Below are 16,423 nucleotides of genomic sequence, written 5' to 3' on the forward strand. Positions count from 1 at the left end.
GGTCCCTGCATGACGGACCTGCGCGCAGCGCTGCCCGTGCGAGAGCGGGGCGGTTACCGGCAATCCGCGCTCGTGCTCGGCGGCGCTCAACTCGGCGGCGCCTACGGCATCGCCAACACCACCGGCGGCCTGTCCGACGCGGCCGCCGCCTCGCTCCTGCACGCCGCGGTCTCCTGCGGCATCACCCATGTCGACACGGCACGCGCGTACGGCGAGAGCGAGCGCCGCATCGGCGCGGCCCGCTCCGGCCTGGGCGTGATCACGAAGGTGGCACCGCTCGGCGCGGTCGCGAGCGGTGAGTCCTCGCTCGCCGACGCGGTCACCGCCAGTGTGGTCCGCAGCTCCGGGCACCTGGGGGAGCCGCTGACCATCCTGCTGCACCGGGCCGCGGACGCGCTGGCGGTCGGCGGCGCGGGCTGGAAGACCCTTCGCCGGTACGCCCAGAGCGGCCTCGCCGAACGGGTCGGGGTCAGCGTGCAGTCGCCCGCGGAGCTGCGCGCCGTGCTGCGGCTGCCCGGCCTCGGATACGTGCAGCTGCCGTGCAACGTGCTGGACCGGCGGTGGACCGCGCCGGACCTGGCCGCCTCGCTGGCGGAGCGGCCGGACCTGGTGGTGACCGTGCGCAGCGTGTATCTCCAGGGGCTGCTGGCGGCCGGTTCCGGCACACGCTGGCCGCATCTGACACCGCCGGACCGGGACCGGGTGGTGGGCGTGCTGGATCGGACCGCGGCCGCGCTGGGCCGGGACGGGCGCGCGGACCTGTGCATGGCGTACGTGCTGGGCCTGCCGTGGGTGACGTCCGTGGTGGTCGGCGCGGACACGGAGGTGCAGCTGCGGGCGAACGCGGCGCTGGCGGCCCGGACGCCGCTGACCGCGGACGAGCGCGCGTTCGTGCTGGCGGAGCTGCCGGCCGTACCGCTGGATCTGCTTGACCCGGCGCGGTGGACGCCGTGACGCCGGCCGCGCTCTTCGACCTGACCGGCCGGACCGCCGTGGTGACCGGCGCGACCGGCCGGCTCGGTCGCGTCTTCGCGGCCGTGCTGTCCGCGGCCGGCGCGACCGTGTGGGCGGTGTCCCGCTCCGGGGGCCCGGTGGACGGCTGTCTCTCGCACGCCTGCGACGTGACCTCGACCGCCGCGGTCGCCGGGCTGGCGCGGGAGCTTCGTGACAGCACGGGACGGCTGGACGTGCTGGTACACAACGCGCACGTCGGCCGGTCCGGCTCGCTGGCCACGGCGACGCCGCGGGACTACGCGGAGGCGGCGGACCTGGCGTTGTCCGCGTTTCAGCGGCTGGTCGGCGCGACCCGGGACCTGATGGTGAAGGCGGCCGTGGACGGCTCGCCCTCGGTGATCGCGGTGTCGTCCATGTACGGCCTGGTCAGCCCACGTCCGGTCTACGACGACCCGGCCGTGGGGAACCCGCCCTACTACGGCGCGGTCAAGGCCGGTCTGGTGCAGCTGGCGCGGTACGCCGCGGTGGAGCTGGGCCCGCTCGGCATCCGGGTGAACACGCTGACCCCCGGCGCGTTTCCGGGTGCCGGCGGGGATCCGGCGCTGGTGCGGCGGCTCGGGGAGCAGACGCCGCTGGGCCGGGTGGGGGAGCCGTCCGAGCTGGCCACCGCGCTGCTGTTCCTGGCGTCACCCCGGTCGTCGTATGTGACCGGTGCGAACGTTGTCATCGATGGTGGCCGGACCGCCTGGTAGATGCGGGCCGGAACGCCCCCGTTGGGACCGAATCGTGACTTCCGAGCGCAAGTCACAACCGATCTGCGCGAAACGCCAACAATCACCCTCCGTGCTGGCTTACCTTACGGAGAGTCTCCGCCGGTCAAAACAGGTGCCGGCCGCACCCACACGGGGGTACGAAGAATGTCGATAGTCCATGGCGGCGAACGCGCAACGCGTTCACGCTGGGCATCACGGGAAGGCTTGAGCGCCCGTCTCGGCGCCGTGGCCTTCGCAGGTGCTCTGTCAACAACACTATTGGCCGCGCCGGCCTCGGCGGCCCTGGCCGCCCCGGGCGGGGTGACCGTCACGCCGAAGCAGAACTCGATCTGGGTCACCTGGAACGCGATTGCCGGCGCGACCGTCAACCACTACGTCGCCACGGCGACGGACACGGATGGCAACACCGCAACCTGCAACGTCAGCACCACCAGCTGCCTCATCGGCGGTCTCACCGCGCTGAAGACCTACTCGGTCGACGTCGCGGGCTACGAGACCGCGGAGTCGACGTCCCGCGGCACCGCGGCGACCGCCTCCTCCTCCGCGACGCCCGGCCCGCCGGCCAAGCCGACCTGGACGATGGGCTACCCGGCCGTCTCCGGCTCGGGCAAGGTGGACCTGTCGTGGACCATGGCCGCGGGCGCGAGCTCCTACACGGTCACCACGACGCCGACCAGCGCGGGCTGCGCGACCTCGGCGACCACGTGTGTCGTGGAGGGTCTCGACCCGGCCAAGGCGTACACGTTCTGGGTCAACGCCATCGGTGGCGGCGACACCGGCACCACGTCGTCGACCGCGTCCGCGGCCATCACGCCCGGTGTTCCGGGCGCGCCGCTCGACGTGGTCGTGGACGCGACCAGTGACGCGGCCGCTCTGGCGCCGTTCACGCACACCGGCACGGTCTGGTGGACGCCGGCCTCGTCCGGCGGCCCGGTGGACAACTACACCGTCACGGTGACGCCGAAGAACTCGGCGATCGCCACGCCGCCGAGCTACACCTGTGCGGCCGTGACCGCCCTCGCGGGCTGCGCGGTCACCGACCTCGTCGACGGCGAGCAGTACTCGGTCCGGGTGCTGGCGAACAACTCGGTCGGCATCTCGGCCGCGGCCACCACCACCTACTGGGGTGGTTCGCCGTCGATGCCGCAGCTCGTGTCGCCGCCGGCCATGATGACCGGTCCGTCGATCCTGCTGCAGTGGACCGCGCCGCAGTACAACGCGGCGAACCAGAAGATGAACTCGACGCCCGCGCCGCTCTACACGGTGGAGGCGTCGCCGGCGGTCAAGGCCGTCACGGACACCTGCGTCAGCACTGCGAACACGAGCTGCTCCATCACCGGTCTCGAGGCCGGCCGGAGCTACAAGTTCAAGGTCAAGGCGCTGGGCGGCTCGATCGCCGGTGCGCTCACGCCGACCAGCTACACCGACTCCTACGACGTGGTCGGACGTCCGTCCGCCGCGACCGGGGTCAAGGTGGAGCCGATCGGCACCAACAAGGTGAAGGTCACCTGGGCGCTGCCGACCGGGAACCAGGTGCCGGTGGGCTCGCTGAGGGTCTACAGCAGCGCTGAGGGCGACATCTCCGCCGCCTGCAACGCGCTCGCCGGTGTGACCGCCACGTCCACGGAGTGCGAGTACGAGGTTCCGCTGCCCGCGGGCACCCGTTCCTACTGGGTGCGGACGCTCGCGTCCGACGTGAACTACTTCTCGGACAGCGAGAAGGTCACCTCCGCCACCGGTTCGCCGGGCGTCCCGTACCTCGCCGGCGCCACGCCGGCCGGTCCGGGTGCGGTGAAGGTCAGCTTCCGCCGCCCGGCGGCGCTGGGTGCGGGTATCGCGTCCTACAGCGTCAACTCGTCGCCGGACAACAAGATGTGCACCGCGGCCTACATGGCCACGGACGACGTGGTCAGCTGCACCGTCAACGGTCTGACCGGTGGCACCAGCTACACGTTCTCGATCAAGGCGCTGGGTGTCGCCGGTAACGACGACTCCAAGACCGTGACCAGCAGCGCTGTCGTCGCCGGTCCGCCCGGACCGGTCACCGAGGCCAAGGCCGAGGCGATCGACGGTGGCAAGGTCAAGGTTTCCTGGAAGGCGCCGACCAGCACCGCGCTGAGCATCACCAGCTACACGGTGAAGTCGGTTCCGGCCGGTAACTCCTGCGAGATCCTGTCGTCCGCCACCCCGCTCGAGTGCGTCTTCGACGCCGGCGCGGCGGGGACCAAGTACACCATCTGGGCGAACACGGCGGCTGCCGGTAGCTCCGAGGTCACCACGGACGCGATCGGCGGCGGCACGGGCGACAAGCCCGGCGTCCCGGGCGGCGTCTCGGTGATGAAGGTGGCGCAGGGCCTGCGGGTCATGTGGAACGGTGTCGAGGGTGCCACCAAGTACCAGGCGATGGCCGTCGCCGGTGGCAAGTCGTTCTGGTGCGCCGCGATCGGCGCCGAGAACAAGGTCTGCACCATCCGCGGTCTCGCCGGTGGCACGCAGTACACCGTCACGGTCCGCGCGGTCAAGGGCGAGGTCAACGGTGACTGGTCGACCGGTGTCACCGGTACGCCGGACGCCGCTCTGCCGACCATCGTCTGGCCGGCGACCTCGCCGACCGGCGGCGGCCTGTCGAGCAGCGGCGGGTACAACCTGTACCCGACGTCGTGGACCACGGTCACCGGCTACGGCTGGAAGCCGGGCGAGTCGGTCTGGGTGTACTTCTACTCCGGCACCATGAAGTGGAAGGTGGGCGGCGCGACCGCCAAGGCGGACGGTACGTTCGCCGCGGCGATCCAGATCCCGGCCAACGCGACCAAGGGCGGCAAGCGCCTCCTGGCCGGCGGCTGGGGCCAGGACAACATGGTTCGCTGGCAGAACGCCTACATCAAGATCTGGTAAGCGGTACGACAACACGGGCGCACCCCGTCGGCCTCCGGGCCGGCGGGGTGTTCCCCTGTATTCCGGTGAGTGAACAGTAAGTGGTCTTCCCCTGAGCTACCGGGAGTGCCAGCCTGCTGGAAGCGTTTCCACGGGCGTGCTGAGGAGAGATCGTCTTGTTGTTGTCCGGTATTCTGCGCACGGCCGCGGCCGTTTCGCTGGTGGTCCTGGCAGGGGCGCCCGCGCCCGCGTCCGCCGCCGCGAGCGCACTGCCCATGGTGGACTTCGTGGCGCTCGGTGACTCGTACGCCGCCGGGGTGGGCGCCGGGACGCCGTTGGACGCCTGCCGTAACACGGCCGGGGCCTATTCCCGGCTCTGGACCGCCACGGACCCGGGTCTGGCCCGGCTGACCACCGCGACGTGCAGCGGTGCCAAGACCGCCGACGTGCTGGCCGCGGCCGCCGCGCTGACCGGGGAGACCGACCTGGTCAGCATCACCGTCGGGGCGAACGATCTGGGCGTGACCGGCGCGTTCGCCGTCTGCCTGGACCCGGCGCGGGCGGCGGACTGCGCGGCCGCTCAGGCCCGGATCGAGGAGGCGCTGCAGTCCGCGCTGCCGTCCGCGGTCGGGACCGTGCTGACCACCGTGAAGGAGCGTGCGCCCCAGGCGAAGGTGGTGCTGACCGGCTATCCCCAGCCGTTCTCGGTGGACGGGGACTGCGGCACGCCGGACATCCCCGCGGAGATCCGCGGGATCGGCAACCGCGTGATGGGCGGGCTGAACACGGTGCTGGCCGCGCAGGCGAAGCTGGCCGGCATCGCCTATGTGGACGTCGAGCCCGCGTTCACCGCGCACGAGATCTGCTCCACGACGCCGTGGGTGGCCGGGTTCGAGGGCCAGGCCGACGGCACGATCCTGCACCCGAACCCGGCCGGGCAGGCCGAGGGCTACCTGCCGCTGTTCACCAAGGCGGTCGGCACGCCGCAGGACGTGGCGCAGTGGATCACCGAGCGGGACGGCCCGGCCTCCCCGCCGCCGTCCGGCACCGTGACGCCGGGCCCGTCGGAGTCCGCGATCGCGGCGCCGGGGTCCGGCGGGGGCGGTGGCACGCTGCCGCTCACCGGGCCGGACGTGGTGATGGAGATCCTGGCCGGCCTGGCGCTGGTCTCGGCCGGCGCGGCGATCTACCTGCTGGCCAGGCGCTTGCTGGCCGTCGGCAGGCATTGATGTCGGTCACTTGACTTCGTTTGAAGCCAAAACTAACGTGGGTACGGTCGCGCGGAATCATCGGAGGTGTCACCGTGCTGCGTACCGCACGTCTTCTGGCCATGGCGCTCGTCAGCGTGCTGGCGCTCGCCGTCGCCGCGCCCGCCCACGCGGCCGTCTGGGGCTCCAGCGACCGCTGGGCCACCTGGACCAACGGCGGCTACACGCTCTACAACAACATCTGGGGCTCCGGTTACGGCGCACAGTCCATCTGGGCGAACTCGTACAGCAACTGGGGCGTCTGGGCGAACCACCCGAACACCGGCGGCATCAAGTCGTACCCGAACGCGACGAAGTACGTCGGCAAGAAGGTCAGCGCGCTGGGCACCACCACCAGCAGCTTCAACGTCACGGTCCCGACCAGCGGCGTCGCGTTCACCACGGCGTACGACATCTGGTCCTCGGACAACGCCCACGAGATCATGCTGTGGATGAACAAGTACGGCGCGGTCGGCCCGCTCGGCACGCTGCAGACCACACAGAGCGTCGGCGGCCACACCTGGCAGATCTACCGCGGGTCCAACGGCGCCAACAACGTCTACTCGTTCGTCCGGACCGGCAACACCAGCTCCGGCACGGTCGACATCCGGGCGATCGCCCAGTGGCTGCGCACGAACGGCTGGTGGGGTGACGTGACCGTGGGCAACGTCCAGTTCGGTTACGAGATCACCAGCTCGTCCGGCGGCAAGGACTTCGTCACGAACTCGTTCTCCGTCACCGCGTCCTGAGGAACCGCCGCGCGCCCCGCCCGCGCGGCGGCCCCGATCGCATTCTTAGACGATGTCCCAGGTCAACGGCGTGCCCTTGGGGTGAGCGGCGCGGAACGTGCGACCCAGCACCAGGTCGATGTCGCCGGGCGCGAGCCCGCCGGCCGGCCGGATCGACCGCACGTTGTCCCGGGTGACCACATCGCCGGCCGCCACGTCCTCGACGACGTAGAGCGACCGCCGGTAGCGCAGACCCTCCTCCTCGGACTGGTCCGCGCCGATCCGCGGCGAGCCGAGCGCCGCGTGCGCGCGCCGCGCCTCCACGACCAGCATCGAAAGCTCCGCCGGCTCCAGCGAGAACTCCGCGTCCACGCCGCCTGAGGCCCGGTCCAGCGTCACGTGCTTCTCGATCACGCAGGCGCCGAGCGCCACGGACGCCACCGCCACGCCGATGCCGGGCGTGTGGTCGGAGAGCCCGGCGATCGTGTCGAACGCGTCCGCCAGCACCGGGATGCGCCGCAGGTTCGCGGCCTCGACCGGTGCCGGGTAGGTGGCGGTGCAGCTGAGCAGGATCGGGTTCGCGCAGCCGGCACCGCGCGCGGCCCGGACGGCCGCGTCGATCTCGGCCACGTTCGCCATGCCGGTCGAGATGATCAGCGGTTTGCCGGTGGACGCGGCCAGCCGGATCAGCGGCAGGTCCACCATCTCGGACGACGCGATCTTGTACGCCGGCGCGTTCAGCTTCTCCAGCAGATCGATCGCGGTCGGGTCGAACGGGCTGGAGAACGCGATCAGCCCGCGCTCCCGCGCCCGGTCGAAGATCGGCTCGTGCCACTCCCAGGGCGTGTGCGCCCGCTCGTACAACCGGTAGAGGTTCTCGCCGCCCCACAGCTCGTGCCCGGAGCTGATCCGGAAACGCGGCCCGTCCACGTCGATGGTGAGCGTGTCCGCGCGGTACGTCTGGATCTTCAGCGCGCTGGCCCCGGCGTCCGCGATCGCATCCACGATCCGCAGCGCGCGGTCCAGGTCGCCGTTGTGGTTGCCGGACATCTCCGCGATCACGAACGGGGGGTACGCCGTGCCGATGTTCTGCTGGTCGATGCGCGTCTGGCGAACCGTCATGCGGGGACTTCCTTTCGATAGGCGGCGGCCGTGAGCGAGTACCGCCGGACCGTCTCGGGCTCGCCGTCCACCTCGCGCTGGTACTCGCCGGTGACGGTGAAGCCGAAGCGTTCGTGCAGCCTGACCACGGCCGAGTTCCTGGCCAGCGCCTCGCCGCGCAGCTCGGTGTACCCGGCGGGCCCGAACGCGTGGTCCAGCGTGGCGACCTCGGTGGCGATCCAGGTGGGCAGCAGCGCGCGGCGCGCCTCCAGCCCGTCCACGTCCAGGTAGAAGCTCCAGTCCGCGCCGCCGTCCCGCTCGGTGAAGATCACGACGCCGACCGGCGTCTCCCCGTCGCAGGCGATGCGGACCTGCCGGGCGTCGTCCGCGGCCACGCGCGACCACCAGGCCGCGTGCTCGTCCACGGCGATCACGTGCGTGGTGAAGCTGGCCTGACGGACCGCCGCGTGGTTGCGCCAGCCGAGGATCATGTCCCGGTCGGCGTCCTGGGCCGGGCGGAGTTCGATGGTGGGGACGGCACTCATGTGTCACTGCTCCCGGCGACGCGTCGGACGGTCTGGCGGGCCAGCCGCAGCGGCGCGGTGACCGCGCGGCCGACCAGGAAACTGCGCGAGCTGCGGTACCGGTGCAGGTGGCGCTCGTGCTCGCGGGTGGAGGTGCGGACCCGCTCCTCCCACCAGGTGATCTCGTCGCGCGCCTCGGCCAGCTCCCCGGCCAGCCGGTCCATCGCGCCGGTCATCGACCGCCAGTCGCGCGCGGCCAGCGCGGTGTGCCGCGCGGTGACCGTGCCCAGCTCGCAGCGCAGCTCCTGCTCGGCCTGCTCCGGCAGCACCTGGCGCGCGGCCTGGATCTCGCACTCCAACGCCACCGCCGCGCGCGCGTCCTCCCTGGTCAGCGGCCGTCCCGCGGCCGCGGCCAGGGACACGGTGAGGCTCTCCACGTCCAGGCTGGCCGGCCACGGGTGCGGCAGACCGGAGGTGAGCAGCGTGACCGCGAACCCGCGCAGCGCCCGCGCCAGCGCCTCGTCGGCCCCGATCGGCGCGGACAGGTGCCAGGACGGGTCCAGCAGCTCGTGCCGGTCGCCGTCGGCCAGCACGTTGTCGCAGGTCGCGAACGCCGACGGTGTGGCGGCCAGCCAGGTCGCATAGGCGCGCAGCAACTCCCGTACCGCCGGAAGGTCATGGGCCGCGCAGGCGGCCAGCAGCTGCTCCTCCAGCAGCCGGTCCGGTGCGACGGCGCCGGTGAGCAGCTCCGGCGTGCGTGCGACCCGGCCGACCATGCGCAGCGTGGTGCCGGACTCGGACAGCAGCCGGCGCGACCACCGGCCGTCCTCGGCCCGCTCGTACGCGACCGCGGCGTCCCAGTGCGCCGCGTGCGCGCCACCGGCGACGAACGCGGACGGCAACGGCTCGTGCGGGCGCACCGGCGCGCGCCCGGCCGCGACCACCCACAGCGGTGCGAGCTGCGCGCCCATCCCGGCGCGCAGCGCGGCCCCGGCCAGGCGGCGCGGGTCGTCCAGCAGCGGGCGGCGGCGGGTGACGGCGGAGAACGCGGCCGCGGCCTCGGCGGCCAGCAACGGCACCGCGCCGGACGCGGCGTCCAGCTCGGGCGTCCGCGCCAGCACGGTCGGCCGGGCCGGGTCCGCGAACGCGGCGTAGCTCGGCGCCACGTGCAGCCCGGCCTCGCGCAGCCGCGCCACCAGCGCGCTGTGGCCCACCGGCTCGGCCGGGTCCGGCGCGGGCAGCCCGCCGGCCGTGGTCAGCCGGTGCACGCCGAGCGGGTTCTCCACGCCGAGCAGCAGCACGCCCGCGCTCGCGGTCGCCGCGATCAGCCGGTCCAGCGAGGACTGCCAGGTGAGCCGCGCGCCGTCCGGGCTGTGCAGCCGGCCCAGACCGCCGAGCGCCAGCACCAGATCCTGGTCGCCGCCGGGCGTGAACGCGTCCAGGCTGCCGCAGAGCACCCGGACGCGCGGGTTGCGCTCGTGCCGCCGGGCCAGCGCCTGCGCGTCGGTCAGCGTGCGGACCAGACAGGTCACGGCCGCGCACCGGTCGGCGAGCGCGTCGATCAGCTCGGTGGCGTGCGGGCCGGCCAGCAGCACCCTGGTCTCCGGGCCGGCGTACGCGCCGGCCAGCAGCCCGAGCGCGGCGCCCCCGGCGGCCCGGTCGGCATCGGAGTACGCCATGGTCTCCCCGCCGATCAACGTCAACGTCGTCATCGCCGGCAATGGATCACAATCTGACACGGGTCGCCCTCGGCTCCGGAACGGATGATGCCGCCGGCCAGCCGAGCAGGTCACGCAGCTCGTCCGGGGCGGCCAGGTGGTCGAGACCGAGTTCGGCGCGCGCGGCCTCGCGGGCGGCGCGCAGGTCGGTCTGCTCGCCGTAGAGCGCGGGCCACTGGCGGCGGACGCGGGCGTGCCCGCCGTAGCGGGGGTCCTCGCCGGCCAGCGACATCTCGTCGCCGTAGACGGCCGGCTCGCATCCGGCCGCGATGCCGTGGAAGATCGCGGTGGAGAGCCGGTTGGACGCCACCCGGCGGTGCCCGCGCAGCTCGGCGAGCTGACGGTCGAGGAACTGCGGGTCGGTGCCGCGCCACTTGAACCCGCGGCGGCCGTGGCAGATGACCCGGAAGCCGGCCCGCTCGTACCGGCCGCGGACCCGCCGGTCGTCGTGGTCCTGCCAGTAGAGGCAGATCGTGACCGGCTCGGTCTCCACCGCCTTGATCGTGGCGATCAGCGCGTCGTGGTCGCCACGGACCTTCTGCTTCTCCCAGCCGTGGAACGGGTACCAGAGCGTGCCGGTCCGCCGCATGCCGTCCTGCCGCGGGACGGCCAGGGCCGGTGGCGCCAGCCGCGGACGGTCGGCCGCCAGGACCCGTTCCGCGTGCGCCATCAGGTACGCGAACGGCGCCCCGATCACCACCGCGGGCCGCCCGGCCAGCCGTGCCCGCGCGGCCGTGGCGGCGGACCAGGCGAACGTGGGCCGCCCGGCCACCAGCCGGGTCCCCTCGCCCAGCCCGTCGCCGATGTTCCAGCCGTGCTGCAGGTACCCGGCGATCCGGGGCGGATCGGTGTCGTCGAGCCCGCAGTACCGGGCCAGCACGTGCGCGTGCCCGTAGAAGTGGTTCGCGTGGTGCACGTCAGCCCAGGACGGCCCGCAGCGCCTCGACGGCCCGCTCCTGGTCGGCGTCCGTGAGGTCGGCGAAGAGCGGGAGCGAGAGCTCCTCGCTGTAGAACCGTTCCGCCACCGGGCACATGCCGGCCCGGTAGCCGAGATCCTGGAACACCGGGTGCAGGTGGACCGGCACGTAGTTGACCTGCACGCCGACGCCGGCCGCGCGCATCCGGTCGTAGACCTCGCGCCGCCGTCCGTCCGCGATCCGCACCGGATAGAGGTGCCACATCGGGTCGGCCCAGGCGCGCTGGGCCGGCACGGTCAGGCCGGGCACGTCCGCCAGCATCTCGTGGTAGCGCGCGACCAGCCGGGCGCGCGCGGCCTTGAACTGGCCGAGCCGGCGCAGCTGACTGAGCCCGAGTGCGCAGAGCACGTCCGGCAGGCGGTAGTTCAGGCCGAACGAGTGCGTCTCGTAGAACCAGCCGCCCTCGTCCGGCGCGCGCATCAGCTCCCGCTCGCGGACCGTGCCCTGGTTCGCGAACCGCCGCGCCCGGTCCAGCACCGCCGGGTCCGTGGCCGCGACCGCGCCGCCCTCGCCGGTGGTCACGTTCTTGGTCGGGAAGAACGACAGCGTGGTGACGTCCGCGAGCGAGCCGACCGGCACGCCCCGGTAGGTGGAGCCGATCGAGTGCGCCGCGTCCGCGATCAGCGTGACGTCCGCGCGCCGGGCGACCTTGGTCAGGGCTTCGTACTCGGCCGGGTGACCGGCGTAGTCGACCGCGGTGATCGCCCTGGTCCGGGTGGTGACCAGCGCGTCCACCGCGGCCGCGTCCAGGTTCGCGGTCTCCGCCTCCACGTCCGCGAAGACGACCTTCGCGCCCTGCAGCACCGCGGCGGCCGCGGTGGCGACGAACGTGATCGGCGTGGTGATCACCTCGTCGCCGGGGCGGATGCCGATCGCGGCGTACGCCACGTGCAGCGCTGCCGTGCCGGACGTGACCGCCACGCACCCGGGCCCGCCGAGCCGCGCGGAGAGCGCCGCCTCGAACGCGCCGACGGTCGGGCCGGTGGTCAGGAAGTCACCGCGCAGCGCGGCCGTGACCGCGGCGATGTCCTCGTCGTCGATGGACTGGCGTCCGTAGGGGAGCATCACGCGCCGGTGCCGATCATGTCGCGCAGCTCGTCGATGGAGAGCCACAGGTCGTTGCCGTCGGAGCGGTAGACGAAGTCGTCCGGCACCGGCTCGCCGTTCGCCGGCGGCGTGTAGCCCCAGCTGGCGATGGTCGGCTGGACCACGTACCGGTCGGGCAGCCGCAGCGTCCGGGACGCGTCGTCCAGCGAGATCATCTCCTCGTGCAGCTTCTCGCCGGGACGGATGCCGATCTCGTACGTGGAGACGTCCGGCGCGACCGCGTTGGCCAGGTCGAGGATGCGCATGGACGGGATGCGCGGCACGTACAGCTCGCCGCCGTTCATCATGTCGAACGAGGTGGAGACGAACCGGACCGCCTGGTCCAGCGTGATCCAGAAACGGGTCATCCGCTTGTCCGTGATCGGCAGGCTGCGGCCCTCCGCGTGCAGCTTGCGGAAGAACGGCACCACGGAGCCGCGGCTGCCGACCACGTTGCCGTAGCGCACCACGGCGAACCGGGTCGGATGGTTCGCCGCGTAGTGGTTCGCGGAGATGAAGATCTTGTCGGCCGTGAGCTTCGTGGCGCCGTACAGGTTGATCGGGCTGGACGCCTTGTCCGTGGAGAGTGCCACGACCTTCTTGACGCCGCAGTCGATCGCGGCCTCGACCACGTTCTGCGAGCCGTACACGTTGGTGCGGACGAACTCGAACGGGTTGTACTCCGCGGTGTCGACCTGCTTCAGCGCGGCCGCGTGCACCACGAAGTCGACGCCGTGCATGGCCCGGGTGAGGCGCTCGCGGTCGCGCACGTCGCCGATGAACCAGCGCAGCCGCGGGTCGTCGCCCATCAGCTGCCGCGTCTCGTACTGCTTGAGCTCGTCGCGGGAGAACACCACGAGCCGCTTCGGGTTGAGGTGATCGAGGGCGTAGCGCAGGAACGCCTTGCCCAGCGAGCCCGTACCCCCGGTGATCAGGATTGCCGACCCGGTCAGCACGCTCACGGTGAAAACCCCCTGGTACCTCGACTTTGCGGCGCTTTGCCACTCGACCTAACGACCAAGCATCTTGATCGTTCGTTGGACAGACGGAAGAAAAGCAGCAGATCCCGAAATTTCGCCGCAAAGGAGTCTTCTTTGCCACCCCTGGACCGCCTGCGCGAGGTGTTTCGCGCGTCGCTCGAACTCCCCGCCGGCACGCCCGTCGACGACCTCGAATACCGCGGCATCCCCACCTGGGACTCGCTCGCCCACATGGCGCTGGTCGCCGCGCTCGAGCAGGCCTTCGACGTCATGATCGACACCGAGGACGTGCTCGCCATCAGCTCGTTCGCCCAGGCCCGCAAGGTGCTGGAACGCCAGGGGGTCGACTTTGACTAGCCGGGTCGCGCTGGTCACCGGCGCCTCCCGCGGCATCGGTCGTGCCGTCGCCGCCCGCCTGGCCACGAGCGGCCACACGCTCTGCTTACACGCCAGCACAATGGAGAATGCGGCTCCCGTGGCGGCCGAATTCAACGGCCTCCCACTGAGCGGTGACGTCGCCGACGCGGACGCGATGAAGGCGGTCGCGAGGGAGATCTTCACCGTGCACCGCCGCCTCGACGCGCTGGTCATCAACGCGGGCACGCACGACGCGGCCATGCTCGGCGCGATGCCGGCCGCCGCCGTCGAACGGCTCTTCGCGGTCAACGCGACCGGCGCCGCGCACACGCTCCAGGCGTCGATCAGCCTCCTGCGCCGCGGTGACCGTCCCGCTGTCGTCCTGGTCTCCTCGATCATGGGCACGGCCGGCGCCGCCGGACAGGCCGTCTACGGCGCCACCAAGGCCGCGGTCGCCGGGCTGGCCCGCGCCGCCGCCAAGGAACTCGGCCCGCTCGGCATCCGGGTCAACGCGGTCGCGCCCGGCTTCGTCGACACGGACATGCTCGCCACGCTGGACGAGGCGCAGCGCAAGGAGCGGATCGCCGCCACCGCGCTCGGCCGCCTCGGCACCGCGGACGACGTCGCCGCGGCCGTCGCGTTCCTGCTCGGCCCGGACGCGGACTTCATCACCGGTCAGGTGCTCGGCGTGGACGGCGGGCTCACCGTATGAAAATGACAGACACGGATCGCCGGTCCGTGCCCACCCAGGCCGCCGGCTCGGCCGCCACCGGGCTCGCCGACGCGGACGCGGTCACACTGCCACACCCCGGCGCCTGCCTGATCGATCCGATCACCGGCCGGGAGCTGGGCGGATCCGCGCTGGTCGCGGCCGTCGACGCGGCCGCGGACCGGTACGCCGACCTCCCCGCCGGCCCGGTGCTCGTGCTGATGTCCACCGACATCGACTCCGTCGTCCGCTACCTCGGCGCGGTGCAGGCCCGCCGGCCGGTCGCGCTGATCGACGCCGGACTCCCGGCGGAGACGATCGGCGACCTGGTGGACCGCTACCGCCCCGGCGTGGTGACCGGGATCGGTGACCGGGACCAGGACAGGCTCACGGCGTACCAGCGGAAAGATTGTGATGTTCTGGGACCGCTGTGGGCGGGACCCGGCGGCGCCGAGACACACCCGGACCTGGCCCTGCTGCTGGCGACGTCCGGCTCGACCGGCAATCCGCGGCTGGTCCGGCTCTCCCGGCAGGCACTGTTCCGGAACGTGGCCTCCGTGGTCGCGGCGCTCGGCATCGACGCCACCGAGACCACGGTCACCAGCCTGCCGCTGTTCTACACGTACGGGCTGATGGTCCTGAACACGCACCTCGCGGCCGGCGGCACCGTGCTGCTCGACCCGCGCGGGCTGCTCGACGCCGGCTTCTGGCGCACCGCGGCCGACCGGCGGATCACGTCGCTGGCCACCGTGCCGTACCAGTGCGAGATGCTCCGCCGGATCGGCTTCGACCCGCAGAGCGTGCCCACGCTGCGCACGCTCACCCAGGCCGGCGGCCGGCTGCGCAGTGACCTGGTGGTGGACTTCAGCACGCGCATGCGCACGGCCGGCGGCGAGCTGATCGTCATGTACGGCCAGACCGAGGCCGGCCGGATGGCCGTGCTCCCGCCCGGACACCTGCCCGACGCCGCCGACTCGGCCGGCGCCGCGATCCCCGGCGGCGCGTTCCTGGTCGACTCGCCGGACTCCGAGGGCGTCGGCGAGATCGTCTACACCGGCCCGAACGTCATGATGGGCTACGCCGACTCCGCCGCCGACCTGGTGCGCGGCGACGACCTGGCCGGCGTGCTCTCCACCGGCGACGTCGGCCGCGTCGACGAGCGCGGCCTGCTGTACCTCAGCGGCCGGATCAAGCGCTTCAGCAAGGTCTTCGGCGTCCGCCTCAACCTTGACGACGTGGAGCGCATGCTGACCGGCCGGGGCCCGGTCGCGGCCGTCAGCGGCGACGACCGCATCATCGTCTACGCCGAGTCCGCCGACGACGACCTGCGCACCGTCATCCGTCACGACCTGGTCAAACGCACCGGCCTCCACTCCACCGGCTTCGACATCCGCGCCATCGACGCCCTGCCGCTCCTCCCGAACGGCAAGATCGACTACCGGTCCCTGAGCGGCCTGGAGCGCTGACCCCGTCCGGCGGATCTCCCCGGAGATCCGCCGGACAACCCAGAAGATCCAGTTCATGTTCCCGCTTCCGGCGTGGTCCGGCAGCGTTGCTCCCGCGGGCACCGGTCGTCGCCGGCGCTCCTCCCTGCCGGTGCCGCCGCTGGTCACCGGAAACCCGTGGTGTGCTCCGCCGCGGACGGCCGGACGGATCGCGGTCAGGCACCCAGCAGCGCGGCGGGGATGACGGCGATGCCGTCCTCGCGCCGGTACGCCTCCCGGCCCGTCGTGATCACCGCGGCGTCGAGCAGGCCGTCGCCGAGTCTCTCCCGCAACCAGTGCAGGTGGCGCACGTCCTCGCCGGACACGTCGGCGGCCAGCCCGACCTCCAGCGCGACCACCCGCCGGTCGGCCCGCGCCACGATCAGATCGGCCTCGTGATCCCCGTTCCTCGTGCGCACGTCTTCGACGGCTTGCCGGTGTCACCGGGCGTGGCGGCGTCGAGGATCGCGGAACAGGACGTGGTGGTGGCGGTCGCGCGCGGGTAGCCGGCCGGCCAGGCGCGCAGCGTCGCCGGACGGCGGACCAGGTGCCCCTGCTCCGGGAAGTCGTGCTCCACGATGCGGGCCAGGTAGCCGTCCAGCTGCGCGCGTCGTGCCCGGTCACCCGGGCGGCGGACGGCCGGGAAGCCGGAGGCGACGATCTCCGAGGCGTAGCCGGCGACGGTGAGCGTGGACGACCCGCAGAGGCCGAACACTACCTTCAGCAGGCCCTGAACTGGCCGATCAGCAGGCTTCGAACGCTACTGATCGCCGCATCGGGAGGTTCGGCAACCGTGCGGGACCCGAGCACTTACCGCATAGCACCCGGTCGATCTGTCAGGGTTTGCGGGCGGTGGCCGAACTTGATTGGCGTAACGCTGAGCCACACCGGCGCAGCGCACGCCGACCGAG

Annotated in this window: 16 protein-coding genes; 8 read left to right on the forward strand and 8 right to left on the reverse strand. The window is 72.5% G+C overall.

Translation table 11 applies throughout. The features are described 5' to 3' along the window. The first annotated feature begins 9 nt into the window (after window positions 1-9). From OP04_RS32775 to OP04_RS32795, 5 genes are all read left to right on the forward strand, one after another. A complete protein-coding gene (locus tag OP04_RS32775) occupies window positions 10-954 on the forward strand; it encodes an aldo/keto reductase (protein WP_033343750.1) in 945 nt (314 codons plus the stop codon). Then, on the forward strand, window positions 942-1,706 hold the full coding sequence (locus tag OP04_RS32780; RefSeq protein WP_033343751.1) for an SDR family NAD(P)-dependent oxidoreductase: 765 nt from the start codon (window positions 942-944) through the stop codon (window positions 1,704-1,706). Before OP04_RS32775 ends, OP04_RS32780 begins: the two co-directional genes overlap by 13 nt. 225 nt (window positions 1,707-1,931) lie before the next feature. After that, window positions 1,932-4,622 carry a fibronectin type III domain-containing protein gene (locus tag OP04_RS32785; RefSeq protein ID WP_198154056.1) on the forward strand — a complete coding sequence of 897 codons (2,691 nt, stop codon included), beginning with the start codon at window positions 1,932-1,934 and terminating at the stop codon, window positions 4,620-4,622. A gap of 161 nt (window positions 4,623-4,783) precedes the next feature. Continuing rightward, window positions 4,784-5,830, forward strand: coding sequence for an SGNH/GDSL hydrolase family protein (locus tag OP04_RS32790; RefSeq protein WP_157240685.1), 1,047 nt, complete (start codon window positions 4,784-4,786; stop codon window positions 5,828-5,830). A gap of 74 nt (window positions 5,831-5,904) precedes the next feature. Next, on the forward strand, window positions 5,905-6,597 hold the full coding sequence (locus OP04_RS32795; protein ID WP_232323825.1) for a GH12 family glycosyl hydrolase domain-containing protein: 693 nt from the start codon (window positions 5,905-5,907) through the stop codon (window positions 6,595-6,597). 45 nt (window positions 6,598-6,642) lie between these two features. Here OP04_RS32795 and pseI read toward each other — a convergent pair whose 3' ends face one another. From pseI to pseB, 6 genes are read right to left on the reverse strand one after another with little or no spacing between them, the layout of a single operon-like run. Next, window positions 6,643-7,698, reverse strand: a complete 1,056-nt coding sequence (gene pseI / locus OP04_RS32800) for a pseudaminic acid synthase (RefSeq protein ID WP_051799442.1) — start codon at window positions 7,696-7,698, stop codon at window positions 6,643-6,645. Beyond that, a complete protein-coding gene (locus OP04_RS32805; RefSeq protein ID WP_051799443.1) occupies window positions 7,695-8,222 on the reverse strand; it encodes a GNAT family N-acetyltransferase in 528 nt (175 codons plus the stop codon). Before OP04_RS32805 ends, pseI begins: the two co-directional genes overlap by 4 nt. Continuing rightward, entirely contained in the window at window positions 8,219-9,913 is a 1,695-nt protein-coding gene (locus OP04_RS32810) for a hypothetical protein (protein WP_033343755.1), read from the reverse strand. Before OP04_RS32810 ends, OP04_RS32805 begins: the two co-directional genes overlap by 4 nt. Window positions 9,914-9,926: 13 nt before the next feature. Beyond that, window positions 9,927-10,835: a hypothetical protein gene (locus OP04_RS32815; RefSeq protein WP_033343756.1), complete on the reverse strand. Its 909-nt coding sequence runs from the start codon at window positions 10,833-10,835 to the stop codon at window positions 9,927-9,929. Window position 10,836: 1 nt separating this feature from the next. Beyond that, window positions 10,837-11,961 carry a DegT/DnrJ/EryC1/StrS family aminotransferase gene (locus OP04_RS32820; protein ID WP_033343818.1) on the reverse strand — a complete coding sequence of 375 codons (1,125 nt, stop codon included), beginning with the start codon at window positions 11,959-11,961 and terminating at the stop codon, window positions 10,837-10,839. Next, the gene (pseB, locus tag OP04_RS32825) at window positions 11,961-12,938 is read right to left on the reverse strand and encodes a UDP-N-acetylglucosamine 4,6-dehydratase (inverting) (protein ID WP_033343819.1); all 978 of its coding nucleotides are present in this window, start codon (window positions 12,936-12,938) and stop codon (window positions 11,961-11,963) included. The genes OP04_RS32820 and pseB overlap by 1 nt, the downstream gene beginning before the upstream one ends. A 138-nt stretch (window positions 12,939-13,076) precedes the next feature. Here pseB and OP04_RS32830 point away from each other — a divergent pair, with 138 nt between their 5' ends. Genes OP04_RS32830 through OP04_RS32840 form a run of 3 tightly spaced genes read left to right on the forward strand, consistent with a single transcriptional unit; the run spans window position 13,077 to window position 15,494 of the window. Then, entirely contained in the window at window positions 13,077-13,319 is a 243-nt protein-coding gene (locus tag OP04_RS32830; protein ID WP_033343757.1) for an acyl carrier protein, read from the forward strand. Then, complete coding sequence (locus tag OP04_RS32835) at window positions 13,312-14,031, forward strand: SDR family NAD(P)-dependent oxidoreductase (protein ID WP_033343758.1); 720 nt, start codon at window positions 13,312-13,314, stop codon at window positions 14,029-14,031. The genes OP04_RS32830 and OP04_RS32835 overlap by 8 nt, the downstream gene beginning before the upstream one ends. Before the next feature lie 2 nt (window positions 14,032-14,033). Beyond that, window positions 14,034-15,494: an AMP-binding protein gene (locus tag OP04_RS32840; protein ID WP_085066942.1), complete on the forward strand. Its 1,461-nt coding sequence runs from the start codon at window positions 14,034-14,036 to the stop codon at window positions 15,492-15,494. A 194-nt stretch (window positions 15,495-15,688) separates the two neighbouring features. Here OP04_RS32840 and OP04_RS54920 read toward each other — a convergent pair whose 3' ends face one another. Together OP04_RS54920 and OP04_RS54925 are read right to left on the reverse strand one after the other, a co-directional pair. Continuing rightward, window positions 15,689-15,931 carry a hypothetical protein gene (locus OP04_RS54920; RefSeq protein ID WP_198154057.1) on the reverse strand — a complete coding sequence of 81 codons (243 nt, stop codon included), beginning with the start codon at window positions 15,929-15,931 and terminating at the stop codon, window positions 15,689-15,691. Beyond that, window positions 15,895-16,227, reverse strand: coding sequence for a hypothetical protein (locus OP04_RS54925; protein WP_033343760.1), 333 nt, complete (start codon window positions 16,225-16,227; stop codon window positions 15,895-15,897). The genes OP04_RS54920 and OP04_RS54925 overlap by 37 nt, the downstream gene beginning before the upstream one ends. Window positions 16,228-16,423 lie beyond the last annotated feature (196 nt).

The sequence above is a fragment of the Catenuloplanes japonicus genome, assembly GCF_000717135.1.
GTDB lineage: Bacteria > Actinomycetota > Actinomycetes > Mycobacteriales > Micromonosporaceae > Catenuloplanes > Catenuloplanes japonicus.